This window comes from Acidovorax sp. GW821-FHT09B03, assembly GCF_059418305.1.
Genome location: NZ_JBWKPP010000006.1, coordinates 185,191 through 208,766, shown reverse-complemented (window position 1 = coordinate 208,766; position 23,576 = coordinate 185,191). Strand labels below are relative to the sequence as shown.

At 68.6% G+C, this 23,576-nt stretch carries 26 protein-coding genes; 11 read left to right on the top strand and 15 right to left on the bottom strand.

Going from position 1 to position 23,576, the window contains the following annotated elements; all coding sequences use genetic code 11:
* Positions 1 to 40 precede the first annotated feature (40 nt).
* The 3 genes from AC07PA_RS13770 (at position 41) to AC07PA_RS13760 (ending at position 1,718) form a co-directional block, all read left to right on the top strand.
* Positions 41 to 388, top strand: a complete 348-nt coding sequence (locus tag AC07PA_RS13770) for a hypothetical protein (protein WP_494608168.1) — start codon at positions 41 to 43, stop codon at positions 386 to 388.
* Positions 389 to 638: 250 nt separating this feature from the next.
* A complete protein-coding gene (locus AC07PA_RS13765; protein ID WP_238541845.1) occupies positions 639 to 1,109 on the top strand; it encodes a hypothetical protein in 471 nt (156 codons plus the stop codon).
* Between the two features lie 75 nt (positions 1,110 to 1,184).
* Positions 1,185 to 1,718 (top strand): Rrf2 family transcriptional regulator, encoded by a 534-nt coding sequence (locus AC07PA_RS13760; RefSeq protein WP_007855678.1) that lies wholly within the window; start codon positions 1,185 to 1,187, stop codon positions 1,716 to 1,718.
* Between the two features lie 35 nt (positions 1,719 to 1,753).
* Here the strand turns inward: AC07PA_RS13760 and AC07PA_RS13755 are convergent, their stop codons facing one another.
* The 15 genes from AC07PA_RS13755 to AC07PA_RS13685 form a co-directional block, all read right to left on the bottom strand.
* Positions 1,754 to 2,221, bottom strand: a complete 468-nt coding sequence (locus AC07PA_RS13755) for an ABC transporter substrate-binding protein (protein ID WP_494608166.1) — start codon at positions 2,219 to 2,221, stop codon at positions 1,754 to 1,756.
* 309 nt (positions 2,222 to 2,530) lie between these two features.
* Positions 2,531 to 2,707 carry a hypothetical protein gene (locus AC07PA_RS13750; protein WP_007855676.1) on the bottom strand — a complete coding sequence of 59 codons (177 nt, stop codon included), beginning with the start codon at positions 2,705 to 2,707 and terminating at the stop codon, positions 2,531 to 2,533.
* 181 nt (positions 2,708 to 2,888) lie between these two features.
* Positions 2,889 to 3,959, bottom strand: a complete 1,071-nt coding sequence (locus AC07PA_RS13745; protein WP_494608163.1) for a peptidase associated/transthyretin-like domain-containing protein — start codon at positions 3,957 to 3,959, stop codon at positions 2,889 to 2,891.
* A gap of 964 nt (positions 3,960 to 4,923) precedes the next feature.
* Positions 4,924 to 6,243, bottom strand: coding sequence for an ATP-binding protein (locus AC07PA_RS13740; protein ID WP_494608161.1), 1,320 nt, complete (start codon positions 6,241 to 6,243; stop codon positions 4,924 to 4,926).
* Positions 6,240 to 6,941, bottom strand: coding sequence for a response regulator (locus AC07PA_RS13735; RefSeq protein ID WP_007857100.1), 702 nt, complete (start codon positions 6,939 to 6,941; stop codon positions 6,240 to 6,242). Before AC07PA_RS13735 ends, AC07PA_RS13740 begins: the two co-directional genes overlap by 4 nt.
* A gap of 56 nt (positions 6,942 to 6,997) precedes the next feature.
* Positions 6,998 to 8,074 (bottom strand): NAD(P)/FAD-dependent oxidoreductase, encoded by a 1,077-nt coding sequence (locus AC07PA_RS13730; RefSeq protein WP_494608159.1) that lies wholly within the window; start codon positions 8,072 to 8,074, stop codon positions 6,998 to 7,000.
* A 23-nt stretch (positions 8,075 to 8,097) separates the two neighbouring features.
* The gene (fdxA, locus tag AC07PA_RS13725) at positions 8,098 to 8,427 is read right to left on the bottom strand and encodes a ferredoxin FdxA (RefSeq protein ID WP_007857102.1); all 330 of its coding nucleotides are present in this window, start codon (positions 8,425 to 8,427) and stop codon (positions 8,098 to 8,100) included.
* A 135-nt stretch (positions 8,428 to 8,562) separates the two neighbouring features.
* Complete coding sequence (locus AC07PA_RS13720) at positions 8,563 to 9,921, bottom strand: GTP-binding protein (RefSeq protein WP_145698598.1); 1,359 nt, start codon at positions 9,919 to 9,921, stop codon at positions 8,563 to 8,565.
* Positions 9,921 to 10,871: a sulfate adenylyltransferase subunit CysD gene (cysD, locus tag AC07PA_RS13715; RefSeq protein ID WP_145698600.1), complete on the bottom strand. Its 951-nt coding sequence runs from the start codon at positions 10,869 to 10,871 to the stop codon at positions 9,921 to 9,923. The genes AC07PA_RS13720 and cysD overlap by 1 nt, the downstream gene beginning before the upstream one ends.
* Positions 10,872 to 10,891: 20 nt before the next feature.
* Positions 10,892 to 11,515, bottom strand: coding sequence for a phosphoadenosine phosphosulfate reductase domain-containing protein (locus AC07PA_RS13710; RefSeq protein WP_007857105.1), 624 nt, complete (start codon positions 11,513 to 11,515; stop codon positions 10,892 to 10,894).
* Positions 11,516 to 11,519: 4 nt separating this feature from the next.
* A complete protein-coding gene (locus tag AC07PA_RS13705) occupies positions 11,520 to 11,912 on the bottom strand; it encodes a DUF934 domain-containing protein (RefSeq protein ID WP_007857106.1) in 393 nt (130 codons plus the stop codon).
* 29 nt (positions 11,913 to 11,941) lie between these two features.
* On the bottom strand, positions 11,942 to 13,726 hold the full coding sequence (locus AC07PA_RS13700; RefSeq protein WP_007857107.1) for a nitrite/sulfite reductase: 1,785 nt from the start codon (positions 13,724 to 13,726) through the stop codon (positions 11,942 to 11,944).
* A gap of 10 nt (positions 13,727 to 13,736) precedes the next feature.
* A complete protein-coding gene (locus AC07PA_RS13695) occupies positions 13,737 to 14,540 on the bottom strand; it encodes a sulfite exporter TauE/SafE family protein (protein WP_007857108.1) in 804 nt (267 codons plus the stop codon).
* Positions 14,541 to 14,676: 136 nt separating this feature from the next.
* Positions 14,677 to 16,584 carry a bifunctional tRNA (5-methylaminomethyl-2-thiouridine)(34)-methyltransferase MnmC2/FAD-dependent 5-carboxymethylaminomethyl-2-thiouridine(34) oxidoreductase MnmC1 gene (mnmC, locus tag AC07PA_RS13690; protein ID WP_494608155.1) on the bottom strand — a complete coding sequence of 636 codons (1,908 nt, stop codon included), beginning with the start codon at positions 16,582 to 16,584 and terminating at the stop codon, positions 14,677 to 14,679.
* Positions 16,585 to 16,601: 17 nt separating this feature from the next.
* Positions 16,602 to 16,874 carry an oxidative damage protection protein gene (locus AC07PA_RS13685; RefSeq protein WP_007857110.1) on the bottom strand — a complete coding sequence of 91 codons (273 nt, stop codon included), beginning with the start codon at positions 16,872 to 16,874 and terminating at the stop codon, positions 16,602 to 16,604.
* 158 nt (positions 16,875 to 17,032) lie between these two features.
* Between AC07PA_RS13685 and AC07PA_RS13680 the strand changes: the two genes are divergently transcribed.
* From AC07PA_RS13680 to AC07PA_RS13645, 8 genes are all read left to right on the top strand, one after another.
* Positions 17,033 to 18,055: a sulfate ABC transporter substrate-binding protein gene (locus tag AC07PA_RS13680; protein WP_007857111.1), complete on the top strand. Its 1,023-nt coding sequence runs from the start codon at positions 17,033 to 17,035 to the stop codon at positions 18,053 to 18,055.
* A 119-nt stretch (positions 18,056 to 18,174) separates the two neighbouring features.
* Entirely contained in the window at positions 18,175 to 18,765 is a 591-nt protein-coding gene (gene ssuE, locus AC07PA_RS13675; RefSeq protein WP_007857112.1) for an NADPH-dependent FMN reductase, read from the top strand.
* 192 nt (positions 18,766 to 18,957) lie between these two features.
* Positions 18,958 to 19,932: a sulfonate ABC transporter substrate-binding protein gene (locus AC07PA_RS13670; protein ID WP_145698608.1), complete on the top strand. Its 975-nt coding sequence runs from the start codon at positions 18,958 to 18,960 to the stop codon at positions 19,930 to 19,932.
* Positions 19,933 to 19,952: 20 nt separating this feature from the next.
* Positions 19,953 to 20,093, top strand: a complete 141-nt coding sequence (locus AC07PA_RS13665) for a hypothetical protein (protein WP_007857114.1) — start codon at positions 19,953 to 19,955, stop codon at positions 20,091 to 20,093.
* Between the two features lie 22 nt (positions 20,094 to 20,115).
* Positions 20,116 to 21,279, top strand: coding sequence for an FMNH2-dependent alkanesulfonate monooxygenase (gene ssuD / locus AC07PA_RS13660; protein WP_007857115.1), 1,164 nt, complete (start codon positions 20,116 to 20,118; stop codon positions 21,277 to 21,279).
* Positions 21,280 to 21,308: 29 nt separating this feature from the next.
* The gene (locus AC07PA_RS13655) at positions 21,309 to 21,683 is read left to right on the top strand and encodes a VOC family protein (protein WP_007857116.1); all 375 of its coding nucleotides are present in this window, start codon (positions 21,309 to 21,311) and stop codon (positions 21,681 to 21,683) included.
* Positions 21,680 to 22,546: an aliphatic sulfonate ABC transporter permease SsuC gene (gene ssuC, locus AC07PA_RS13650; protein WP_007857117.1), complete on the top strand. Its 867-nt coding sequence runs from the start codon at positions 21,680 to 21,682 to the stop codon at positions 22,544 to 22,546. The genes AC07PA_RS13655 and ssuC overlap by 4 nt, the downstream gene beginning before the upstream one ends.
* A 48-nt stretch (positions 22,547 to 22,594) precedes the next feature.
* Positions 22,595 to 23,572, top strand: a complete 978-nt coding sequence (locus AC07PA_RS13645; protein ID WP_494608150.1) for an aliphatic sulfonate ABC transporter substrate-binding protein — start codon at positions 22,595 to 22,597, stop codon at positions 23,570 to 23,572.
* Positions 23,573 to 23,576: the final 4 nt, after the last annotated feature.

Genomic DNA, 23,576 nt, shown 5'->3' with positions numbered 1-23,576 from the left:
GGGCCCGGGAGGCCCGCCATGCTGCCTATAATTGGCCACCATGTTCCGGAGCCTTGTCGCCGTCTTCCTTCTGCACTTTCTGCTGTGCGTGGGGATTTCCGTCGTCGGCTCCAGCAAACCCTTCCCATCGTTCGAGCCGCAACAGGACCTGGCGGTGCTGAGCCAGACCGCACCGGGGCACGAAGTCCCCGGCGCCAACTCCGATGCCGACGACCATGCCCTGCTCGATGACCGGCAGGACTTTCCGGACCTGCTGCAGCCCATGGCGCTGGCCGGTACCGGCGCCGCAGCGGCCAGGGGCCTGATCCCGCTCGCCCAGGTGCGCACGCCCTCCGTGGCACTTGCGCCGCCGCACAAACCACCAAAGGCCCCAGGCATCCTCGCCTGAGCAGCCGGCCAGCGGCCGGCTCCCCCTCGCTTCGCTTGCGAAGCGGTTCTCCCTCGTTGGCTGCCGACCTCCCTGGCAGCCTTCAGCCGCGCGCACATGGCCGCTGCGCGACCCTCCCATTGCATTGATTGAACCGCCGCCGGTCCCCATGCGCTGCCAGTATCGGAGCGCTGGCCTGGCCCCTGAGATTCACCATGGAAATCGACCATCCTCCCTCCCCGGGGTCTGTCCATCCACCTGGGATGCACTCGTGACCGAAGCCTCCTGGCTGACATACAGGCCGCTCGCCGTCTGGCAGCGCTGGCGCTTCGCGTTTGCGGCGGCGGCCATCGCCTTGGGCGCCGCCTGCATCGACGGCTACCCCCAGCAGGATGCGCCGCTGTCGGACCCCTTCGGCATGACCCAGGCCCAGCGCCTGGCGCACATGAACACGCTGGGGGCCGAGGCCCATCCCGAGCGCCGCTGGAGCTACGGGCTGCTGCCCGGGTGTGTGCTGCGCATCGATGCCGATGGCCCGGACGGACCCCGGCCGCCGCTCGCGATCCCGCTGCTGGGCGCCGCCGTTCGGGTGGCGGCCGACAAGGCCGACGGCACGTTCGACGTGGACCTGGCCCGCGGACAGGCGCCCGCTGCCTCCGTGCTGGAGGCGCTGGACTGGGGCCATGCCGGCTGGATGCAACTGCTGCTTAGGGTGGTGCAAAAGGGCTGCGCCGATGCCTGAAAGAAGAACCACCATGAACAAGAACAACCACCGGGTGCTCGCGGAGCACCCCCAACCCCATTTCCGGAGCCGCCCATGCGCCTGACCACCCGTAGCAAATTTGCCGTCGTCGCCATCGTGGATCTGGCGTCCCGCTCCGTGGGCAGCCCGGTGGCGCTGTCTGCCCTGAGCGAGCGGTACGAGATTTCCGTGTCCTACCTGGAGGTGCTTTTCAGTGGGTTGCGCCAGGCGGGGCTGGTGATCAGCACGCGGGGCCCGGGCGGCGGCTACACCCTGGCCCGGGGCGCGCGCGATATCTCGGTGGCCGACATCGTGCTGGCCTCGGAGGTCGGCAAGCCGGGTGGTGCCGGCAGGCTGGGCGATGCCATGAGCAGCTCGCAGGGCGCAATGACGGCGGACCTCTGGGCCGCCTTCAACCACTCGGTGATGGAGTACCTGGCATCGGTGTCCGTGGCCGAGCTGGTGAGCCAGCAGGCGCCCATCGAGCGCGTGCACATTGCCGCAGAGAAAAACAGCTCCGCCAAGCGCGTGAAGCCTCGCCCGCAGTTGCCCAGGGAAGGGGTTCCCAACTCCGTGTTTGCGCTGGGCGCCTCAAGGGCGCTGGAGTAGCCGCATGGCGGGCCCGCTGTAGCGGGCCTATGGAGTTACTTGGCTGCGGTACGTGCTGCCTCGGCCTTGGCCTTGGCTTCATCGGCTTTGCGCTGCAGTTCCTTGGCTTCCTTGTCGGCGGCTTCGGCTTCCTTGAGCTTGGCTTCCTTGTCCTTGGCGTCCTTGTCCGCGCTGGGGCTGGCGATGGCACTGCCGACCATGGCACCGGCCACGCCCCCGATGGCAGCAGCACCCAGGGTGGAGCCGATGCCGGGACGCGCTGCGGGTGCCGCCGCTGCAGCGGGGGCTGCCGCCGCCGCTGGGGCCGCAGCGGCTGGTGTGGCTGCCGGGGTGGCTGGCGTTGCCGGCGCCTTCGGCGCGGCGGTTGCGGCCGCTGGTGCTGGGCGGGCCGCAGCAGGCTTGCTGCTGCCACCCATGCGCTTGGCCTGCGCGAGCGTAGGAACGGTCAGGGCGGCCATGGCCAGGGCGATGACGGCCGAGGTGGTGCGAAGCGAAGCATTCATGGGTAGGTCGAGTCCTTGTACAGGTGAGTGGACATGCTACTGAACCGGTCTTTGGCCCTTCTGCACCAAAGGCATTGGCCGCGCATGGATACCCGCCCGCACGGGGACAGGGATATCAGTCGTCCATTGCGCTGCGCGCCACCCGCGACGCTTGAAACGGGCATGTTCGAGGCCAGTGCCCCCGCGCAAGGGCCGCCCCGCCGCGCAGGCGGCGTATCCCGCGCTTGCGCTGGGGGCGTCCCCCTCCCGACTCGCGCAGCGAGTTGAGAGAGGGGTGAAGGCGCGAAGCGACTCAGGGGGTGTGTCACTTCAGCCGAGCTTGTGGACCATTTCCTCGATTTCCTGGCGGTCCAGCTCCCGGCGCTGCTCCAGGTGGTCGATGACCTGGGCCAGCAGCCGCGCTGTGCGCTCCGCGGTGGTCGAGTCCTGCTCGGTGAGGCGGTCGAAGACCAGCTGGTAGGTGTCCTTGGGTGGAATCGCGCTCATGGAAGTCTCCCGGTGTCGTGGGCATATTCTGGGCGCATGCCGGCCGAGCGGCTGTAGGCCGATGGGTGGCCTGGCTGTAGTGCGGACGTGGTGGCGGTGCGCTCTCGCGGGGCACGAAAAAAAGGTGCCCCGGCCAGCCGGAAGCACCCAAGGGAGGGAATGCAGGAAAAGGGGTCGGGGATCAGCCGCTCACGCCGACGCGCAGCTTGGCCACATAGCCGCTGGTGTTGTCACCCGTCACCGTGGCTGTCTGCAGCGAGACGCCGTCGCTGAACACGTTGTCCGTGGCAAAGCTGATCTGCGAGAGGTTGCGCACGCTCGCGCTGTAGCCGTCGGTGGTGTAGACCTGCTGGCACACCGCCGTGGGGAAGGCCATCTGCGAGGTGCGGATGGCGTTGGAGCCGCGCGTGGCACTGGACAGGTTGCGGTAGACCTCGAAATGGATGTGCGGCATGCGGCCCGAATAGCAGCCCGGGAAGATGGACTGGAAGGTCGCAATGCCCGAGGCGCTGGTCTCCTGCACGCCGCGCAGGTAGTTTTCGGCGGTGACGCCGTTCGAGTACATGGAGTACAGGCCGTCGCGCGTGCAGTGCCACAGGTAGATGGCGTAGCCCGACAGGCTGGCGCAGCTCGACGCGGTGTTGACCAGCTCCAGCTCCACGCGCAAGGGGATGCCGGCCGCAATGCCGGTGGCGCCGCCGATGCTGGCGCGGATGTCGCTGCGCACGATGCCCGAGAGCGTGAGCGCATTGGCCACGCCCGACTGGTTGCTGTTGGTTCCATCACCGGGGTAGGGGCCGGCCGTCTCCTGCGGGATGATGCTGCAGGTCTGGCTGGTGGCCCCGCCCGCGGCCAGGCTCACCCAGTGCGAGAGCGGGCCGAGGTTCAGGAAGGCATAGCCGGTCTCGCGGCCGTAGGCGTACAGGTTCGCGTCCTGCAGGCTCACGCCCAGGTAGTTGTCGGTGGTGGGGTAGAAGCGGAAGATGAAGTTGGCGTTGCTCTGCGCCACGGCCGAGCTGGCGGGGAACCACTGCGGGTAGGTGGCCTGTGCCCAGTTGAGCACGGTGCTGGTGTCGCTGGCCGTGTCGGCCATGCTGTTGCCCGAGAGCAGGGACAGCGGCGCCATGCTGCCCACGGCCAGCCAGCGCAGCGCATTGCGGCGCGTGGCGGCCTGGCGCGTCAGGGTCTTGAGGTCGTGCTGGAGCCCATGGTGGTGAGCGGTGTCGTCGTCGTGGTACAGGGTGTTGTTCATGGGCTTGCAGGTTCTGGTTGAAAAAGAAAACCACTCACCCGAACCGCGTTGCATTGGAGTGGCGGGCTGTCTGGGTGACCGTGTGCACAGTGTCTCGCCATCCTGTAACACCTGTTTATGCAGTTTGTGTCTGGGCTGAAATGTGGACGCTGTTGGGCTGCTTTTGAAATGGTTGGGGTGGTGGCTTCTGATGTGTGGTTGAGGGCGGAGGCCGGGATGTGCGCCCGGCGGCGCACCTTCTTTCTTTTGCGTCGCCAAAAGAAAGAAGGCAAAGAAAAGGCGACCCCCAGTCTGCGTCCCCCATCGCCCTGTGGGGCGATGGGGGCAACCTGCGATGCTCGGTCCTGGGGTGGTGCCGCAGAACTCGCTGCGTTCTTCGAACTCCGCTCAAACAGCTGCGGCAAGCTAGTTTACGAAGTGCATGTGTCCTGCGGCACATGCACCCACCCCAGCTCCTGCGCTTCTCGGCGCAGCCAGCAGGGGTGGGGAGCGGGGACAGGGACGGCTGCTGCTTCGCAGCTGCGCCGGGTGTCGGTTCGCGCTGTGCGCTGCCGACGGTTGGGGTGCGATCGCTCTGGCGAGCCGAGCGCAGCGAAGGACCACAGGCCGAGCGAAGCAATGGCCCGTGTCGGTCTCCACCCCCTTCTGACCGTGCCGAGAAGCGCAGGAGCTGGGGTGGCGCGTGTGCCGCAGGACACACGCGCTTCGTCATCTGACTCGCCGCAGATGTCTGAACGGAGTTCACCCCGCAGGGGGAACGCAGTGAGTTGCGAGGCGCACCCCAGCTTGGAGCATCGCAGGCTGCCCCCTCGCCACCGGCGAGGGGGACACGGGCAGCGGGGTCGCCTTCTCTTTGGTGACTTTCTCTTGGCGACGCAAGAGAAAGTTACTGCGCCGCCGGGCGCACATCCCGGCCTCCGCCCTCAATCAAAGCACACCGTTAAAAATTGCCTGAACGCGACATTCAGCCTGCCTGCGGTATGACCAACTGCGCACGCAACCCGCCTTCAGGCCGGTTGTGCAGGCTCAGCCGGCAGCCATCGCGCTCCGCCAGGTCGCGCGCAATGGCCAGGCCCAGCCCGTAACCGGCAGTGCGCGCCGGCAGGTCCCCCGCCATGGCATGGGGAGCAGGCGCCGCATCCTGCGACAGGCGCACCCAGGGCTCCAGGGCCTGCTCCAGCTGGGCCTCGGGGATGCCGGGGCCCGAGTCGTCGATGTGCAGTACCGCGCCCTCGGGCAGGGCATGCACGCTGAGGGTGGCGCCGCCACCATGGCGCACAGCATTGCCCACCAGGTTGCCGATCACGCGGCGCAGCGCGGCGGTGCGCGCCCGCACCCGCACGGTGGTGGCGCTGGCAGGGGCCCGCAGCTCCACGGGATGGCCCTGGTCGGCCAGGTCATCCACCAGCGCCTGCAGCAGGGCCACCAGGTCGATGGAGCGGGCTTCGCTGCCCTCGTGCTGCTCGCGCAGCACGGCCAGGGTGTCGCCGATCATCTCGTCCATCTCGCGGATGTCGTTGATGGCGGCCTGCTGGGCCGGGCCCTCGGGCCACTGGGCCACGCGCATGCGCAGCCGGGTCAGGGGCGTGCGCAGGTCGTGCGACACGGCGGCCATGTGCAGGCCGCGTGCGTCGAACTGCTCCTTGAGCCGTTGCGACATCTGGTTGAACACCTGGGCGGCATTGCGCACCTCCACGGTGCCCAGCGTTTCGTCGAGCACGGGCGGCTTGCCGCCCTTGTCGATGTCCTGCGACAGGGCGCTGGCCGCATGGGACAGGCGCAGCATGGGGCGCGACAGCCAGCGTGCCCCGAGGAAGGCCGCCAGGCCGATCAGCACGAAGCGGATGCCATAGTCCATCCACAGGGAATTGAGGGGCATGGGCCCGCTCATGCGCGGCGGGTTGCCAGCGGTGAAGGGATTGGGAGGGCGGCCGTCGCTGCCCGCTGCCGTGCCGCCGGGCGGCTGCAGGGGCGGCGGTGGCATGCGTTCGCCGCCCATGGGCGGTGGCCCGGGCCAGGGATTGGCGCCGGGCCCACCGGGCCTGGGTGGGCCGCCAGGCACGCCCGCACCGGTGAGGGGGTTGCCGGGCGGCAGCGAGGCCAGCGGCGGCAGGCGCGAGAGCGTGGTGGAGAGGTCCTGCTGGTGGCGCAGCTTGGTGACCGTGAGGTAGGCCACCAGGTGGCTGCCCGCCAGCGCCACCCACATCAGGATGAACAGGCGCAGGAACAGCGTGTCCAGGCGGCGCCAGTTCCAGCGCTTGCCCGAGGCCACGGGTTGGTTCACCGCTGCACCTCGACGTCGAACAGGTAGCCCTCGCCGCGCATGGTGCGGATCAGCGGGCGCTCGCGCTGGCCTTCGCCGAGCTTGCCGCGCAGACGCGAGACAGCCAGGTCGATGCTGCGGTCGCTCACCACCACACCGGGCGCGCGCGAGAGGTCGAGCAGCCGGTCGCGGCTGAGCACCTTGCCGGCATGGGCCGTGAAGGCCTCCAGCAGCCGGAACTCGGCGCTCGACAGGGCCACCATGGTGCCGTCGGGCGAGACCAGCTCGCGCCGCAGGCGGTCGAAGGTCCAGCCCTCGAAGCGCACCTGGGGCGCATCGGCCTGGGGCGGGGCGGCCGCACCGCGCCGCAGCACGGCCTTGATGCGGGCCACCAGTTCGCGTGGCTCGAAGGGCTTGGCCAGGTAGTCATCGGCCCCGAGTTCCAGGCCGAGCACGCGCGACATCGGGTCGCCCTGGGCGGTGAGCACGATGACCGGCAACTGCCCGTGGTCGCGGCGCACCCACTGGCACAGGGTCAGGCCGTCCTCGTCGGGCAGCATCAGGTCCAGCAGCACCACATCGAAGCCCTGGCGCGCCAGCGCGGCACGCATGCCCCGGCCGTCGCCCACGGCCTCGGTCGTGAAGCCGAAGGTGCCCAGGTAGTCGAGCAGCAGGGTGCGGATGGCGGGATCGTCATCCACCAGCAGGCAGCGGGTCATGCAGGAATCTTGTCGCAGTGGAATTGGGCCGAAGGTAGCACAACAGCCCGGCGCTTCTAGGACGCCTGCGGCGTGGCCACGCCCAGCAGCGCATGCAGGCGCGGGCTGGTGGTCGTGTACTGCAGCGCCACCTTGTCGCCCGTGAGGGCCTCGGCCGCCGCGAAGGCGGCCAGCGTGGCTTCGTGGAAGCCGCACAGGATGAGCTTGCGCTTGCCCGGGTAGGTGTTGATGTCGCCCACGGCATGGATGCCGGGCACGCTGGTGCGGAACGTCGCCGTGTCCACCACCAGCTGCTTGCGCTCGATGGCGATGCCCCAGTCGGCGATGGGCCCCAGGCGCGGGGAGATGCCCAGCGCGGCAATCAGGCAGTCAAGCGGCTCGCTCGCCGTCTGGCCTTCGGTGTCCACCACCTGCAGCGCGGCCAGGCGCCCACCCTCGGCGACCAGGCCGGTGATCTGGCCCACGATGACCTCCACGCGGCCCGCGTCGCGCAGCGCCTGCAGCTGCTGCAGCTGCTCCGGCGGGGCCTGGAAGGCATCGCGGCGGTACAGCAGGCGGATGCGGGCCGGGGCCTCGGCTTCGGGCAGGGCCGACAGGGCGATGGCATGGGCCACCGCGGCGTCATCGCCGCCATGCACCACCACGCGCTGGCCGGCCACCGAGGTGCCGGCGGGCAGGTGCTGGTAGTGCACCTGGGTGCCCACCCAGGGCTCGATGCCGTCGACCTTGAGCGTGCGCGGCACGAAGGCGCCCACGCCGGCCGCGATGAAGACCGAGCGGGCCAGCAGGGCTTGGCCCTGGCTGGTGGTGACGAGGATGCGGCCATCGTCCTGCAGCGCCACGGAGGCGACCAGGCTGGCCAGGTGCCAGTGCGGCTGGAACGGCGCGATCTGCTGCAGCAGCAGGGCGGCCAGCTCGCGCCCGCTGCACACGGGCACGCCCGGGATGTCGTAGATGGGTTTGTCGCCGTACAGCTCCACGCACTGGCCGCCGGCATGGGGCAGGGCGTCGATCACATGGGCGGTGATGCCCTGCAGGCCGAGCTGGAAGACCTGGAACAGGCCCACGGGGCCTGCGCCGATGACCACGGCATCCGTGGCGATGGGAGAGGAGGGTTGCGCGGGCGTGGACACCGGTGAAGGAGCTGCGGTGCCGCTCAGCGGACCAGGTCGTTGACCTTGCCGGGCTTGCCGTTCCACTCGTCGGCGTCGGGCAGGGCGGGCTTGCGCTTGGTGATGCTCTTCCAGCCGTCGGCGAAAGCCAGGTCGGCGTTGATCTTGATGAAAGCGATCTGGTCGGCTGGCAGGTCTTCTTCGGCAAAGATGGCGTTGGCCGGGCACTCGGGGATGCAGACGGCGCAGTCGATGCACTCATCGGGATCGATGACGAGCATGTTCGGGCCTTCGCGGAAGCAGTCCACGGGGCAGACGTCCACACAATCGGTGAACTTGCACTTGATGCAGTTTTCGGAGACGACGTGGGTCATGACGAGAGTTGTGTGGGTCAGTGAAAACCCTCTATTTTAGGAGCTTTCACTGGCCTTGGGTTGCGGGGCCCCTGGGTCTGAGAAGGTGACGCAGGGGTTTTGGGCACACAAATGGGTGCCCATTGCGAATGAGGATCAGTTGACCAGGACCGCGCCAGCCGTTTTGTGGCTCGCGGTGTCCACCAGGATCAGCGAACCGAGCACCCGTGCCTGGGCGAAGGAGGCCGCGGGCAAAGGCTCCTGCAGCAGCAGTTCCACATGGCCGATGGCGTTGGGGTCGAGCTGCGTGGCATCGTCCTCGGCCAGGGTGTTGATGTCCAGGCGGTGCACCACGCGCTTGACCTTGGCCTTGACCCAGCGGTGGCCGTGCAGCGCCCAGTACACGCGGCCGGCGACCAGAGGCTCGTCGTCCATCCAGGCCACGGTGGTCAGTAGCTCGCGGCTGGCAGGCCAGGCGGGCACGGCGGCGGGCGTGTCGAAATCATCGTCGGCCGGGGCCGCGGCTGCGGCAGGCGCGGCCAGGATCCAGTCGCCGCGCGACACGTCCACCTCGCGGTCGAGGATGATGCCGGCGCTCTGGCCGGCATCCACGCCCACGGGGCGGCGTGCATGGTCGAGCACCTGGGCCACGGTGGCGCTCTGGCCGCTCGGGAAGATCTGCACGGCCGTGCCGGGCGCCACGTTGCCGGCGGCCACGCGGCCCCAGAACACGCGGCGGCCCTGCGAGGTGTCGGACGAGGAGGAGAACTTCTCCACCCATTGGACCGGGAAGGCCAGCGGCAGGCCCGTATCGGCCGGTGTGTTGGGCAACTGCTCGAGCACTTCGAGCAGCGTGGGGCCGTTGTAGCCGCACCAGCCTGCATGGGCGTCGACCACGTTCCAGCCCTTCAGGGCCGAGACCGGCACCGTGGCGCGCACGGCAATGCCGGCATCCGCGGCAAACTTCGCCAGGGCGGCGCTGATGTGCGCAAAGGCCTGCTCGGGGTTGGCCACGGCATCGAGCTTGTTCACGGCGAACACCAGCGAGTGCACGCGCAGCAGGTGTGCCAGCAGCGAGTGGCGGCGGGTCTGCGGCAGCAGCGCCAGGGCCGGGTTCTGCCAGTCGAGCTTGGTCGCATCGACCAGCACCACGGCGGCGTCGGCGCTGCTCGCGGCGGTGACCATGTTGCGCGTGTACTGCTCATGGCCGGGCGCGTCGCCGATGATGAACTTGCGCGCTTCGGTTGCAAAGTAGCGGTAGGCCACGTCGATGGTGATGCCCTGCTCGCGCTCGGCCGAGAGGCCGTCGGTCAGCAGGGCCAGGTCGGTCTCGCCCTGGCGCTGCACGCCGGCCAGGTGGTCCTGCAGCACGGCCTTGCTGTCCACCAGCAGGCGGCCGATCAGCGTGCTCTTGCCATCGTCGACGCTGCCGCAGGTGATGAACTTGAGGGCCGAGGCGTGGTTGCTGCCCGCGGCGCTGGCGGCCGGTGCGGTGGCTTGGTGTGCGGTGGTCATCAGAAATACCCGTCCTTCTTGCGCTTTTCCATCGAGGCATCGCTCGTCTTGTCGTCCATGCGGGTCGCGCCGCGCTCGCTCACGTCGGCCGCCAGGGTCTCGATGACGATCTCGCCTGGGGTGGCCGCCGTGCTTTCCACCGGTGCCGTGCAGGTGATGTCGCCCACGGTGCGAAAGCGCACGTCGCGCGTCTGCACCGTCTCGCCTTCGCGTGGCGGCGTGAGCTCGGTCACGGGCATCAGCAGGCCCTTGCGGTCCACCACTTCGCGCTTGTGCGTGTAATAGATGCTGGGCAGGCCGATCTGCTCGCGGTCGATGTACTGCCACACATCGAGTTCGGTCCAGTTGCTGATGGGGAACACGCGAAAGTGCTCGCCGGGCTGCAGCCGGGTGTTGAACAGCGTCCACAGCTCGGGGCGCTGGGCCTTGGGCTGCCATTGGCCGAAGCTGTCGCGGTGCGAGAAGATGCGCTCCTTGGCGCGGGCCTTCTCTTCGTCGCGGCGCGCGCCGCCGATCAGGGCATCGAAGCGGAACTCCTCGATGGCTTCGAGCAGCGTGACCGACTGGTGCACGTTGCGGCTCTCGCCCGGGTGGGCCAGGCGCACCGTGCCGCGCGCCATGGAATCTTCCACATTGCGCACGATGAGCTCGGCGCCCAGCTCCTTGGCGCGGGAGTCACGGAAATCCGTGACCTCGGGGAAGTTGTGGCCCGTGTCGATCATGAGCAGCGGGTAGGGGATGCGGCCCGCGCCGAAGGCCTTCTCCGCGCACTTGAGCATCACCAGCGAGTCCTTGCCGCCCGAGAACAGCAGGGTGGGGCGCTCGAAGGCGGCGGCGACCTCGCGCAGGATGAAGATGGTTTCCTCTTCCAGGGCGTCGAGGTGCGAATTGTTCAGGTGGTGGCTCATGTTCTCGTTCTGCAGCAGCGCGGCATCGGTGCGGGCGTTCATGGTCGGGGTCTGCGATAGAGTCAATGCGCGATGTGCAGGCCGCACTCGCGGTTCTCTTCGCCCTTGGTGGGGTCCACGTAGTCGAAGTTGTTGGGCAGGCCGTGCTTCTGGCAGTACTCGTACAGCTCCTTGGACGACCAGTGCAGCAGCGGCGCGATCTTGATCAGCCCGTCGGGGTTGATGCTCACCGGGTCCATCTGGGCGCGCACGGCGGTGTCGGTGGCGCGCAGCGCGGTGAACCAGACCTTGGGCGCGGTCTCGCGCAGGGCGCGGGCAAAGGGCTCGAGCTTCACTTCCTCGGTGAAGGCCGCATGGCGTGGGTCGTCCAGCCCGGGCGTCGCGCCTTCCACCGCCTCGCGGTGGGCGCGCGAGCGGCGCGGCAGGTAGATCCTGAGGTTCAGGCCGAGCTGTTTCGTCACTTCGTCCGCAAAGCGGTAGGTGGCTTCGGTGTTGTAGCCGTTGTCCATCCAGACCACGGGCACATCGGGCTGCACGCGGCTGACCATGTGCAGGATCACGGCCTCGAAGGGGCGGAAGTTGGTGGTGACGATGGGGCTTTGGCCCAGGCCCAGGGCCCAGGCGACGAGGCCCTCGGCGTTGCGGCCGAGTTCGGCATTGATGGATGCGAGATCGAATTGGCTCATGGTGTCAGGCGGTGGCGGCCTTGTCGGCAAAGATCGGCTGGTGGTGGACCGCGTCGCCCTGGTAGTAGCCAGGGAACATCTCGAACTGGCGCTGGGCATCGGCAGCGTCCACGCCTTCGCGCAGTACGGCCGAGGAAAAGCCCGTGCGCTGCATCTGCACCAGCTGGTCGATCAGCACGTCGCCCGTGGCGCGGATGTCGCCCGCAAAGCCGCGGCGGCGGCGCAGCAGGAAGGCCTGGCTGAAGGCGCGGCCATCGGTGAAGCTGGGGAAATGCAGGTCCACGCGTTCCACGCCGTCGAGGCTGAGCTTGAGCGCGTCGGCATCGTTGGCCAGCGCCACGGTGCGGGTGTCGCCTTCGGCAGGGGCCTGGTGGTCTTGGGATGCAAGTATCTTCATGGGGTGTCCATCTCTTTTCTGGGCCGGGCTCAGGCTGCAGCCACGGCCTCGTCCTTGTGGCGTGCCGTCTTGGCGGCTTCCTTGAACGGGTCCAGGCCGGCGCGGCGCACGGTGGACTGGAAGGTTTCGCCGCTTTCGCGCAGGTCGCGGTAGGTGCCGAGCACGGCTTCGATCACGTCGGGCACTTCGGCCGCCGAGAACGAGGGGCCGATGACCTTGCCGGCCACGGCCGGGCCGGACAGGTCGGAACCATCGGAGCCGCCCAGCGTGACCTGGTACCACTCCTTGCCGTCCTTGTCCACGCCCAGGATGCCGATGTGGCCGCTGTGGTGGTGGCCGCAGCTGTTGATGCAGCCGCTGATGTGCAGGTCGATCTCGCCGATGTCGTCGAGCTCGTCGAGGTCCTGGTAGCGCTGCGTGATGGCCTCGGCGATCGGCAGCGAGCGCGCATTGGCCAGCGAGCAGAAATCACCGCCGGGGCAGGCGATCATGTCGGTGAGCAACTGCACGTTGGCGCTGGCCAGGCCCAGGGCCTTGGCCTCTTGCCACAGCTCGAACAGGCGGCTGGCATGCACCCAGGGCAGCAGCACGTTCTGGTCGTGCGTCACGCGGGCTTCGCCGGCGGAGTACTTGTCCACCAGGTCGGCCAGGGCCACGAGCTGTTCGCTGGTGGCGTCGCCCGGCGACTGGCCGGGGCGCTTGAAGGACAGCGTGACAGCGCGCAGCTGTGCATTCTTGTGGGCGTGCACGTTGCGCTTGAGCCAGCGGCCGAAGGCCACGTGTTCGGTGGACTGCGCCTGGAGTGCGGCCTCCAGCGCGGCGGGATCGGCATCGGCGATGTCGGCCAGCACGGGCGGCACGAAGCAGGCGGCCACACGGTCGAATTCGGCCTGGGGCACGGTGTGCGGGCCACCGTCGATCTCCATGATCTGGCGGTACTCTTCTTCCACGTCGTCGATGTACTGCTGGCCTTCGGACTTGACCAGGATCTTGATGCGCGCCTTGTACTTGTTGTCGCGGCGGCCGTGCTCGTTGTACACGCGCACGATGGCCTCGATGTAGTTCATGATCTGGTTCCAGGGCAGGAACTCGCGGATCACGGTGCCGATCACCGGGGTGCGGCCCATGCCGCCGCCCACGAAGACCTTGAAGCCGATCTCGCCGGCTTCATTCTTGGCCATGTGCAGGCCCACGTCGTGCCAGCCCGTGGCAGCGCGGTCATCGGCGGCGCCGCTGATGGCGATCTTGAACTTGCGCGGCAAAAAGGCGAACTCGGGGTGCAGCGTGGTCCACTGGCGCAGGATCTCGGCGTAGGGACGCGGGTCGATCAGCTCGTCCACGGCCACGCCGGCCAGCGCGTCGGTGGTGGTGTTGCGGATGCAGTTGCCGCTGGTCTGGATGCCGTGCATGTCCACGCTGGCCAAGAGGTCCATCACGTCGGCGCTCTTGGACAGCGGGATCCAGTTGAACTGCACGTTGGTGCGCGTGGTGAAGTGGGCGCAGTTCTTGGGCAGGAAGGTGGTGCCCAAGAGGCCCTGGCCTTCCATGGCAGCCTTGAACACGGCCGCTTCGGGTTCGTCGTAGTCGCGGGCGATGGTGGCCAGCACGCGCAGCTGGCGGCTGGCGATCTCGCCGTAGGGCACGGCCACGCGCAGCATGGGCGCGTAGCGCTGCACGTACCAGCCGTTCTGCAGGCGCAGCGGGCGGAAATCGTCTTCGGCGAGCTTGCCGGCCTGCCAGCGGTTGAGCTGGTCGCGGAACTGGCGCGCGCGCTGGTGGACGAACGTCTTGTCGAATTCTGTGTATTGGTACATCGTCGTGGGCTTAAATCAGAATCAATTTGGCGCCTGCCCAGGCCAGCAGGACGGACAGGGCAGAGCGGATCAGGCGCTCGGGCGTGCGGGTGACCAGGCGGGAGCCCAGCCAGATGCCCGGCAGCGAGCCAGCCAGCAATTGTGCAAGCAAACTCCAATCCACGGAGCCGAGCGAGGCATGGCCCAGCCCTGCCACCAGGGTCAATGGCACGGCGTAGGCGATGTCGGCGCCGATGATGCGTGGCAGTGGCAACAGGGGGTAGACCAGCAGCAGCACGGTGACGCCGATGGCGCCCGCGCCCACCGATGTGAAGGTCACCAGCGTGCCGATCACCGCGCCCAGCAGCACCGGCAGGCTCCAGTGGCGCGGGCGGGTGGCCTGTTCGGCATTGGCCAGGCGCAGGGCCTGGTCGGCTGCCTGGCGCTGGCGCGAAAAGGCGATCACCTTGTACAGCGTGGCGGCGGCCGTGAGCAGCAGGGCAAAGCCCAGCGTGGTGGTCATGATGCGCTGCGCCTGGGCGCTTGCGGGGCCCAGTTCCTTGAGCGCCCACAGCGCCAGGATGGCCGCGGGGATGCTGCCCGCGCACAACTGGCCCACCACGCGCCAGGGCACCAGGCGCTGGCGCGCCATGCTCACCGTGCCGCCCATCTTGGTGAAGGCGGCGAACAGCAGGTCAGTGCCGATGGCCAGGTGCGGCTTGACGCCGAAGAAGAAGATCAGCACAGGCGTCATCAGCGAGCCACCGCCGACACCGGTCAGGCCGACGATGAGCCCTACCGCAAAACCCGCAAATACAAACGCCAAATCGTGCATGGCAGCGAATGTAGGGGGACGGCTTATGAAAACAAACTATTGTTTTGTCCTTCCCTTATGCGGATAAGCTTATGCGCCAATATTGGTGCGGGTTGGCGAGGGGGTGCCGTGCGCCCCCGCCGTTGTCGCATGTTGGTTACACACCGGCCAGCCGTTCGGCGCCCAGCGCCTTGGCCAGCTTGGCGTCGAGCGGCAGGGGCTCGCCCTGCAGCCGGGCCGCGAGCAGTTCGCCGCACAGCACGGACAGGGTCAGCCCGCGCGCGCCCATGGCCGTGCAGGTCCACAGCCCCGGCAGGGCCGCCGCATCGACCGGGCCCACCACGGGCAGCCGGTCGTGCAGGGTGCAGCGCACGGCGGCCCAGGTGCGCAGGCCGGTGGCCGGGGCGGCAAAGCCGGCCTGCAGGCGTTCGGCTGCGCTGGGCAGCAGCCCCTGCATCTTGCCGTGGTTGGCGGCGTGCGCCTCGCGTTGCTCGGCGGGTGTCGGGGGCAGGGCGGTCATGCCGCGCTCGAAGGTCGAACCCATGATCCAGGCGCGGGGTGCATCCGGTTCGTCCGACAGCGGAAAGTCGGGCACCAGGTTGCCGTTGCCATTGAGTGGAAACGGGGCCAGCGGCGCCTCTCCCGGCGCATAGGTGCCGATGGACACCTGGCCGCGCAGGGACTGCAGGGGCCAGTGGTTGGCCAGCAGCGTGCGGCTGTCGGCGCCAGCGGCAATCACCACCAGCGCCGCTTGGGCGAGCACATGGCCTTGGGCGTCCAGCGCCTGCCACGGGGCATCCGGGCCATCGCCCAGGCGCTGCAGGCGCGCCACGCGGCAGCCGCCGTGCCAGGTGATGCCCGGCTGGGCCAGCAGGGCGGCCACCAGGCGCGCCGGCCGCAGCCAGCCGGCATGGGGGTGCCAGTTGGCGGGGGTGTCGGCCGGCAGATGGGCGCGCTGCAGCGTGTCTTCGCTGGCGCTCTGGCTCCAGTCGCTGCCGGGGCCGTCGGCCCAGGTGGCGGGCAGCACCTTGTTGCGGGCCTTGTCGGCCGCATGCCGTTCCAGCACGCCGCTCTGGCCGAAATCCTGTCCCTCGCGCAGCAGCACGTGGGCCTGGGCCAGGGTGGCGCGCACGCCGCTGCGCGACAGGCGCGAGAGCAGGCTGTCGTCGGGCGAGACATGGGGGGCGAACACGCCGGCGGGCAGGCCCGAGGCGCCGGCCGCCGGCGCCGCCGCCTGGTCCAGCAGCTGCACGCGCCAGCCGCGCCGCGCCAGGCTGGCTGCGCTGGCCGCGCCGGCCACGCCACCGCCGATCACGACGCAGTCGCCCGGTGGCCGAGGCTCCGCCTGGGCCTGGGGCGCGGTGCGCGGCTCCCAGTGCGGGTTGTAGGTGGCGTGCAGGTTGTCGCGCTTGGGCGGCACGCCGGGCGCGCGGGTGACCTCGAAGCCGCACTGCGCCAGGGCATCGCGCACGGCGCGGGCAATGGTCCAGGTGGCCAGGCGCGTGCCGCGCCGGCAGCAGCGCGCCACCGCCTTGAGGGTGTGGCTGTCCCAGATCTCCGGGTTGCGCTGGGGGCTGAAGCCATCGAGGTAGACCGCATCCACCGTGGGCATCTGCTGGCGCAGCATGGCCTGGGTGTCGCCCACGTACAGGGTGAGCAGCACGCGCCCTTCGTCGAAACTGAGCCGGTGCACACCCGGCAGCAGGCCCCACCACTGGGCGTGGAGTTCGCGCGCGAGAGGCGCCAGCTCGGGGTGCACGGTGGTGGCGCGCAGCAGGTCCTCGGCCCCCACGGGCCAGGCCTCGGTGGAGACGAAATGCAGCAGCGTGCAGCGCTCGGGATCGGCCCGCCAGGCGGCCCAGGTCACCAGGAAGTTCAGGCCGAAGCCGAAGCCGGTTTCCAGGATGCGCCATTGCGCTTGCCCGGCCCAGGCCTGCGGCAGCCCGCAGCCGTGCAGGAACACCTGGCGGGCCTGCGTGAGACCGCCGTTTTCACTGTGGTAGCGGTCGCCGAAGCGGGGGCTGTAGGGGGTGCCGTCCGGCAGCCATTCGACAGGCTCGGACATTGATGGCGAGGGTGCGCTCAGGGGCTCGGTGGAACGTAGCCTGCCGCTGCGTCGGCACCGCCGCCGAAGAAATGGTTCTCCATCTGGCGCGCCAAATACTGGCGGGCGCGTGCGTCGGCCAGGTTCAGGCGGTTTTCATTGACCAGCATGGTCTGGTGCTTGAGCCAGCCGGCCCAGGCCTCCTTGCTCACGCTTTCCCAGATGCGCTTGCCCAGCTCGCCGGGGTAGGGGGGGAAATCCAGGCCTTCGGCTTCCTTGCCGAGCTTGATACATTGAACGGTGCGTGCCATGGGGGATTTCCTTGTGAATTGTTGGCTGAGCGAGGTGCTCAGATAGTTTCGGTATAAAGAACTGAAATCTTAGTTGTTTCAGTTTTGATGGAGGCCTTCCAGAATGCGGCCCATCGGTGTTCAGCACCTGTCCGCATTCAATCCTAAAGAGGCTCTCCATGAATTTTCGCCGCGACTTTATCAAGTTTCCGTTTGCCGCCGCTCTGGTGGGCAGCTTGGCCCTGACGGCATTGCCGTCGTTTGCGCAGTCGGTGACCCTGCTGAACGTGTCGTACGACCCCACCCGCGAACTGTACGTGGACTTCAACCAGGCCTTCGCCAAGTACTGGAAGGGCAAGACCGGCCAGGACGTGACGATCAAGCAGTCGCACGGCGGTTCGGGCAAGCAGGCGCGCTCCATCATCGACGGGCTGGACGCCGACGTGGCCACCCTGGCCCTGGCCGGCGACACCGATGCGCTGAACGCCAACGGCGGCTGGATCCCCAAGGACTGGCAAAAGCGCCTGCCACACAATAGCTCGCCTTACACCTCGACCATCGTGCTCGTGGTGCGCCAGGGCAACCCCAAGGGCATCAAGGACTGGGACGACCTCATCAAGCCCGGCATCAGCGTGATCACGCCCAACCCGAAGACCTCGGGCGGCGCCCGCTGGAACTACCTGGCGGCCTGGGAATTCGCCAAGCGCAAGCTCGGCGGCGATGCCAAGGCCAAGGATTTCGTGGCCAAGCTCTACGGCAACGTGCCCGTGCTGGACACCGGCGCGCGCGGCTCCACCATCACCTTTGCCCAGCGCAACCAGGGTGACGTGCTGATCGCCTGGGAAAACGAAGCCTACCTGCTGGAAAAGGAATTCGGCACCAAGTTCGACGTGATCGCGCCCTCGCTGTCCATCCTGGCCGAGCCCGCCGTGACCGTGGTGGACAAGAACGTGGACAAGAAGGGCACCCGCGTGGTGGCCGAGGAATACCTCAAGTACCTGTACACCGAGGAAGGCCAGGACATCGCCGGCAAGCACTTCTACCGCCCCGCCGTGTCCGAGAAGGCCAAGGCCAAGTACGCCAAGCAGTTCCCCAAGCTGAACCTGTTCACCATCAACGACGCCTTCGGCGGATGGGACAAGGCGGCCAAGGAGCACTTCGCCGACAACGCCAGCTTCGACCAGATCTACACGAAGAAATAAGCCCACCCCGAAGCGGCCTGCTGTGGCCGCTTGCCCTCGAAGGGCGCCACCCGTGGCCCGGCATGGCCGGCTCCACGGTGGCGCTTGCAGAGCCACGCCCTTACGAATTGCTTCATCCTATGTCCGCCCTTCTCATTGCCGGCAGCCCGTCGGAACGCTCGCGCTCAGCCGCCCTGCTGGACGCCGTGGCCCAACGCCTGTCGGTGCGCGGGGCGCTGGTGGATCGCATCCACATCCGCGACCTGTCTCCCCAGGCCCTGCTGCTGGCCGATTTCGCCCACCCCACGGTGGTCGGCGCCATCGACCAGGTGGCCCAGGCCCGGGTGCTGGTGGTCGCCACACCGGTCTACAAGGCCGCCTACAGCGGCGTGCTCAAGGTCTTCCTGGACCTGCTGCCGCAGACCGCGCTCAAGGGCAAGGTCGTGCTGCCCCTGGCCACGGGCGGCAGCCCGCACCACATGCTGGCGCTGGACTATGCCCTGCGGCCCGTGTTGCAGTCGCTGGGCGCCAAGAGCATCCTGCCCGGCATCTATGCCACCGACTCCCAGGTGGCCCTGACGCCCGAGGGCGCCTACGACCTGCACGCCGACATTGCCGCCCGCCTGGACGAAGCGGTCAATGTGCTGATCACCGAAACCCTGCGCCCACCCGCAGCGCAAACGGGCCGGTTTGCGCCGGTGCATTTCTCGCAGGTGCGATGTAGCGTCTGACGCCGTGGGTGTTGCCGGCGCCTTTCCAGGCGCCTGGCGGGACCCCTCTCCCTTTTTCTCCCCATTTCGTTTTCTTCGAGCCGGTACCCGCCGATGCGGGCAGGCCAGGCCGCTGCATGCCCGCAGGCAAGCACCGGCGCTCGCTGTTGGCCGGCCACCGCACAACCAGACATTGCTGAAAGACACATCACCATGACACAAGCCCTGATCTCTTCCCGCCGCCGCCAGGTGGTCCTGTCCAGCCTGGCTGCTGCCGCCTTGGGTGCCGCCAGCGGCACGGCCTTCGGCCAGGCCTCGTCGGGGCGCGTGCTGCGCGTCGGCCACCAGAAGGGCTGGCTGTCCATCCTCAAGGGCCGCGGCACGCTCGAAAAGCGCCTGGCACCGCTGGGTGTGAAGGTCACCTGGACCGAGTTCAACGCCGGCCCGGTGCAGCTGGAGGCACTCAATGTGGGCGCCATCGACTTCGGCGATGTGGGCGAGGCCCCGCCGATCTTCGCCCAGGCCGCCGGTGCTCCCTTGGTGTATGCCGGTGCCACCGTGCCGCGCCCTGCGCTGGAGGCGGTGATCGTGCCCAAGGATTCGCCCATCCGCAGCGTGGCCGACCTCAAGGGCAAGCGCGTGGCCTACAACAAGGGCTCCAACGTGCAGTACTTCCTGGTCAAGCTGCTGGAGAAGAACGGCCTCAAGTACGGCGACGTGCAGTCGATCTTCCTGGCCCCGGCAGACGCCCGCGCCGCCTTCGAGAAGGGTGCCGTGGACGCCTGGATCATCTGGGACCCGTTCCTGGCCGCCGCCCAGAAGACGCTGGACGCGCGCCTGCTGGTGGACGCCACCGGCGTGGTCAACAACCGTGCCTACTACTTCACCTCGCGCGACTACGCCACGCGCAACATCGATGTGCTGCGCATCGCCATCGAGGAGGTCAATGCCATCGATACCTGGGCCTCCAAGAACAAGGCCGCAGCGGCCGCGGAACTGACCACGGTGCTGGGCCTGGACCGCAGCATCACCGACCTGTACCTGAGCCGCGCCAAGTTCGGCACGGCCCCCGTGACGCGCGAAATCATCGCCGAGCAGCAGTCGATTGCCGACACCTTCTTCGAGCTCAAGCTCATCCCCAAGAAGTTGAACCTGCTGCACGCCGCGCCCGTAGACCTGGGCGCCTGACCGTTCCCCGGGAGCCGTCCATGCACACCCCCATGCCCTTTCCGCTGCACGAGCAATTGCGCCGCGTGCTGTGCGTGACCGCCAGCTCCTGGGGGCTGCCCACCCGGCCGCGCTGCGCGGGTGTGGGTGCTCCCCGGTTCGGTTTCGCCATCTCCTACTGACGCCACAACAAAGAGGTTTTCCATGCAGATCTTCTGGTTCATCCCCACCCACGGCGACAGCCGTTACCTGGGCACCTCCAAGGGTGCGCGCCAGCTCAGCCACGACTACCTGCAGCAGGTCGCCGTGGCAGCGGACAGCCTGGGCTACGAGGGCGTGCTCATCCCCACCGGCCGTTCGTGCGAAGACCCCTGGGTGATCGCCTCGAGCCTGATCGCCGTCACCAAGAAGCTCAAGTTCCTCGTAGCCGTGCGCCCGGGCCTGCACCAGCCCGCGCTGGCGGCACGCATGGCGGCCTCGTTCGACCGGATCTCGGGCGGGCGCCTGCTGATCAACCTGGTGACGGGTGGCGACCAGACCGAGCTCGAGGGCGACGGCGTGTTCCTGGACCATGCCACGCGCTACGAGCAGTCGGCCGAATTTATCCGCATCTGGCGCGAGATCATGGCGCGCAGCCACACCGGCGAGACCTACGATTTCGACGGCCAGCACCTCACGGTGAAGGGCGCCAAGCTGCTCTTCCCGCCGCTGCAGCACCCGCATCCACCGGTGTACTTCGGCGGGTCGTCCGAGGCGGCCCACGATCTGGCGGCCGAGCAGGTCGAGACCTACCTGACCTGGGGCGAACCGCCGGCCGAGGTGGCCAAGAAGGTGGCCGACGTGCGGGCACGCGCGGCGGCAAAGGGCCGCACGGTGACGTTCGGCATCCGCCTGCACGTGATCGTGCGCGAGACCGACGAGCAGGCCTGGGCCGCTGCCGAGGAGCTCATCAGCCATGTGGACGACGCGACGGTGGTGCGCGCCCAGGCGGTGTTCTCGCGCATGGACTCCGAAGGCCAGCGGCGCATGGCGCGCCTGCATGCCGGCGGTGCCAAGCGTGCGCGCGCCGACCTGGAGATCAGTCCCAACCTGTGGGCCGGCGTGGGCCTGGTGCGCGGTGGCGCGGGCACGGCCCTGGTGGGCGATCCGCAGACCGTGGCCGCGCGCATCGAGGAGTACGCGGCCCTGGGCCTGGATACCTTCGTGCTCTCGGGCTACCCGCACCTGGAGGAGGCCTACCGCTTTGCCGAGCTGGTGTTCCCGCTGCTGCCGCTGGCCGTGCGCGAGAAGCTTACCGGCGGCAACCCGCTGGGCCCGTTCGGCGAATCCGTCGCCAACGAACTGCCCCCGCGCGCCTCGCAAAGCTGAGCGCCGCACCGCACCCAAGGAGATCGCCCATGGCCATCCATTCCATCAACCACGTGCAGCTGGCCTTTCCGGCCGGGGCCGAGGAACCCATCCGCAATTTCTACAGCAGCCTGCTCGGCCTGCCCGAGGTGCGCATAGCGGCGGGCAATGCGCTGCATTTTGCCGCCGGCACCCAGCGCATCGACCTGGTGCCCACCGACCACTGGCAGGGCGCGCCCTCGGTGTCGCACCTGGCACTGGAGGTGCAGGACCTGCCCGCGCTGCGCGGGCGCCTGCTGCAGGCCCAGCTGCCGCTGGTGGAGAACCGGGCGCTGCCCGGCTACCTGCGCTTTTACGTGAAAGACCCGGCGGGCAACCAGCTGGAATTTCTGGAACCCGACACCGAACGACAGGAGTTCGCATGACCACCACCACCCGTGAGCTGCAGGCATCGCCCGTGGCCGATTCCATCGACGCCGCCAGCCTGGCGCCGCTGGCTGCATCGCCCGCGCTGCGCTTTGCCAAGGGCGTGCTGCTGCGCCTGCTGCCCTGGGCCGTGCCCGTCACGCTGATCGTCGTGTGGCAGATCGCCTCGTCGCTGGGCTGGCTCTCCACCCGGGTGCTGCCCGCGCCGCTGGAGGTCGTCAAGGCCGCCTGGACGCTGACCGCATCGGGCGAGCTGTGGACCCACGTCAAGGTCAGCGCCGGCCGGGCCCTCGCGGGCCTGGCCATCGGCGGCGGTCTGGGCCTGGCGCTGGGGCTGCTCACGGGCTCGGTGCGCCTGTTCGAGACCCTGCTCGACTCCACCATCCAGATGGTGCGCAACATCCCCGCGCTGGCGCTGATCCCGCTGGTGATCCTGTGGTTCGGCATCGACGAGTCGGCCAAGCTGTTCCTGATCAGCGTGTCGGTCTTCTTCCCGATCTACCTGAACACCTTCCACGGCATCCGCAACGTGGACCCGGGCCTGATCGAGATGGGCCGCACCTACGGCCTGTCGCGCTGGCAGCTATACCGCCAGATCATCCTGCCGGGCGCGCTGTCCAGCATCCTGGTGGGCCTGCGTTTCTCGCTGGGCCTGATGTGGGTGATCCTGATCGTGGCCGAGACCATCTCGGCGCAGTCGGGCATCGGCTACCTGACCATGAACGCCCGCGAGTTCCTGCAGACCGACATCGTGCTCGTGGGCATTTTGCTGTACGCGCTGCTGGGCAAGCTGGCCGACGTCTTCGCCAAGACGCTGGAGCGCTATTGGCTGCGCTGGCACCCCGGCTACCAGAGCACCTGAACACCCCCAATGCATGCATGCCCCGCCAGAGGGGCTCCAAGGATTTCCATGTCTTTCTCCTCCCCCACCTCCCGGCGCACCACGCTCGGTGCACTGGCAGCCCTGGCCGCCACGGCCAGCGGCCTGGCCAACGCGCAAAGCGGCGCCAAGCCCGATACCGTGCGCATCGGCTACCAGAAGTCGTCCACCCTGATCGTGGTGCTCAAGACCCAGGGCACGCTCGAAAAACTGCTGGCCCCGCTGGGCGCCAAGGTCACCTGGCACGAATTCACCAGCGGCCTGCCGCTGCTCGAAGCCCTGAACCTGGGCAACATCGATGTCAGTGCCGACGTGGCCGACACCGTGCCCGTGTTCGCCCAGGCGGCCGGCGCGGCCCTGACCTTCGTGGCGCAGGAGGCTCCATCGCCCTCGGCCCAGGCCATCGTGGTGCGCGCCGATTCGCCGCTCAAGACCGTGGCCGACCTCAAGGGCAAGAAGATCGGCTTTGCCAAGGCCGCCGGGGCCCACTACCTGCTGATCGCCGCCCTGGAGAAGGCCGGCCTGTCGTTCAAGGACATCGACCCCGCCTACCTCACGCCGGCCGACGGCCGTGCCGCGTTCGAGCGCGGTGCCATCGATGCCTGGGTGGTGTGGGACCCGTTCCTCGCCGCCGTGCAGCGCCAGTCGAGCGTGCGCGTGCTGGCCGATGGCCAGGGCGTGGCCTCCTACCAGCGCTACTACCTGGCTTCCACCCCTTATGCACAGGCGCGCGCCGACGTGCTGCGCGTGCTGTTCGCCGAGCTGCAGAAGGCCGGCACCTGGGTCAAGGGCAATCCCAAGGACGCGGCGGCGCTGCTGGCGCCGGTGTGGGGGCTCGATGCCGCCACGGTGGAGCAGGCCAACAGCCGGCGCAGCTACGAGGTGCGTGCCGTGCTGCCTGCGGGCCTGTCCGAGCAGCAGCGCATCGCCGATGCCTTCCTGTCCGAGAAACTGCTGCCCCGGCGTGTGAACACGCTGGAAGTGGCCCTCTTCAAGCCAGGAGCCTGACACC

Excerpts from the sequence above, each read along its gene's own strand:
- AC07PA_RS13655 (WP_007857116.1), top strand. The coding sequence starts at position 21,309 with ATGGCCATCCATTCCATCAACCACGTGCAGCTGGCCTTTCCGGCCGGG.
- ssuC (WP_007857117.1), top strand. The coding sequence starts at position 21,680 with ATGACCACCACCACCCGTGAGCTGCAGGCATCGCCCGTGGCCGATTCC.
- AC07PA_RS13710 (WP_007857105.1), bottom strand. The coding sequence starts at position 11,515 with ATGAGCCAATTCGATCTCGCATCCATCAATGCCGAACTCGGCCGCAAC.
- AC07PA_RS13680 (WP_007857111.1), top strand. The coding sequence starts at position 17,033 with ATGAATTTTCGCCGCGACTTTATCAAGTTTCCGTTTGCCGCCGCTCTG.
- ssuE (WP_007857112.1), top strand. The coding sequence starts at position 18,175 with ATGTCCGCCCTTCTCATTGCCGGCAGCCCGTCGGAACGCTCGCGCTCA.
- AC07PA_RS13645 (WP_494608150.1), top strand. The coding sequence starts at position 22,595 with ATGTCTTTCTCCTCCCCCACCTCCCGGCGCACCACGCTCGGTGCACTG.
- AC07PA_RS13685 (WP_007857110.1), bottom strand. The coding sequence starts at position 16,874 with ATGGCACGCACCGTTCAATGTATCAAGCTCGGCAAGGAAGCCGAAGGC.
- AC07PA_RS13770 (WP_494608168.1), top strand. The coding sequence starts at position 41 with ATGTTCCGGAGCCTTGTCGCCGTCTTCCTTCTGCACTTTCTGCTGTGC.
- ssuD (WP_007857115.1), top strand. The coding sequence starts at position 20,116 with ATGCAGATCTTCTGGTTCATCCCCACCCACGGCGACAGCCGTTACCTG.
- AC07PA_RS13720 (WP_145698598.1), bottom strand. The coding sequence starts at position 9,921 with ATGACCACCGCACACCAAGCCACCGCACCGGCCGCCAGCGCCGCGGGC.
- AC07PA_RS13760 (WP_007855678.1), top strand. The coding sequence starts at position 1,185 with ATGCGCCTGACCACCCGTAGCAAATTTGCCGTCGTCGCCATCGTGGAT.
- mnmC (WP_494608155.1), bottom strand. The coding sequence starts at position 16,584 with ATGTCCGAGCCTGTCGAATGGCTGCCGGACGGCACCCCCTACAGCCCC.
- fdxA (WP_007857102.1), bottom strand. The coding sequence starts at position 8,427 with ATGACCCACGTCGTCTCCGAAAACTGCATCAAGTGCAAGTTCACCGAT.
- AC07PA_RS13735 (WP_007857100.1), bottom strand. The coding sequence starts at position 6,941 with ATGACCCGCTGCCTGCTGGTGGATGACGATCCCGCCATCCGCACCCTG.
- AC07PA_RS13705 (WP_007857106.1), bottom strand. The coding sequence starts at position 11,912 with ATGAAGATACTTGCATCCCAAGACCACCAGGCCCCTGCCGAAGGCGAC.
- AC07PA_RS13700 (WP_007857107.1), bottom strand. The coding sequence starts at position 13,726 with ATGTACCAATACACAGAATTCGACAAGACGTTCGTCCACCAGCGCGCG.
- AC07PA_RS13670 (WP_145698608.1), top strand. The coding sequence starts at position 18,958 with ATGACACAAGCCCTGATCTCTTCCCGCCGCCGCCAGGTGGTCCTGTCC.
- cysD (WP_145698600.1), bottom strand. The coding sequence starts at position 10,871 with ATGAACGCCCGCACCGATGCCGCGCTGCTGCAGAACGAGAACATGAGC.
- AC07PA_RS13745 (WP_494608163.1), bottom strand. The coding sequence starts at position 3,959 with ATGAACAACACCCTGTACCACGACGACGACACCGCTCACCACCATGGG.
- AC07PA_RS13665 (WP_007857114.1), top strand. The coding sequence starts at position 19,953 with ATGCACACCCCCATGCCCTTTCCGCTGCACGAGCAATTGCGCCGCGTG.
- AC07PA_RS13695 (WP_007857108.1), bottom strand. The coding sequence starts at position 14,540 with ATGCACGATTTGGCGTTTGTATTTGCGGGTTTTGCGGTAGGGCTCATC.
- AC07PA_RS13750 (WP_007855676.1), bottom strand. The coding sequence starts at position 2,707 with ATGAGCGCGATTCCACCCAAGGACACCTACCAGCTGGTCTTCGACCGC.
- AC07PA_RS13755 (WP_494608166.1), bottom strand. The coding sequence starts at position 2,221 with ATGAATGCTTCGCTTCGCACCACCTCGGCCGTCATCGCCCTGGCCATG.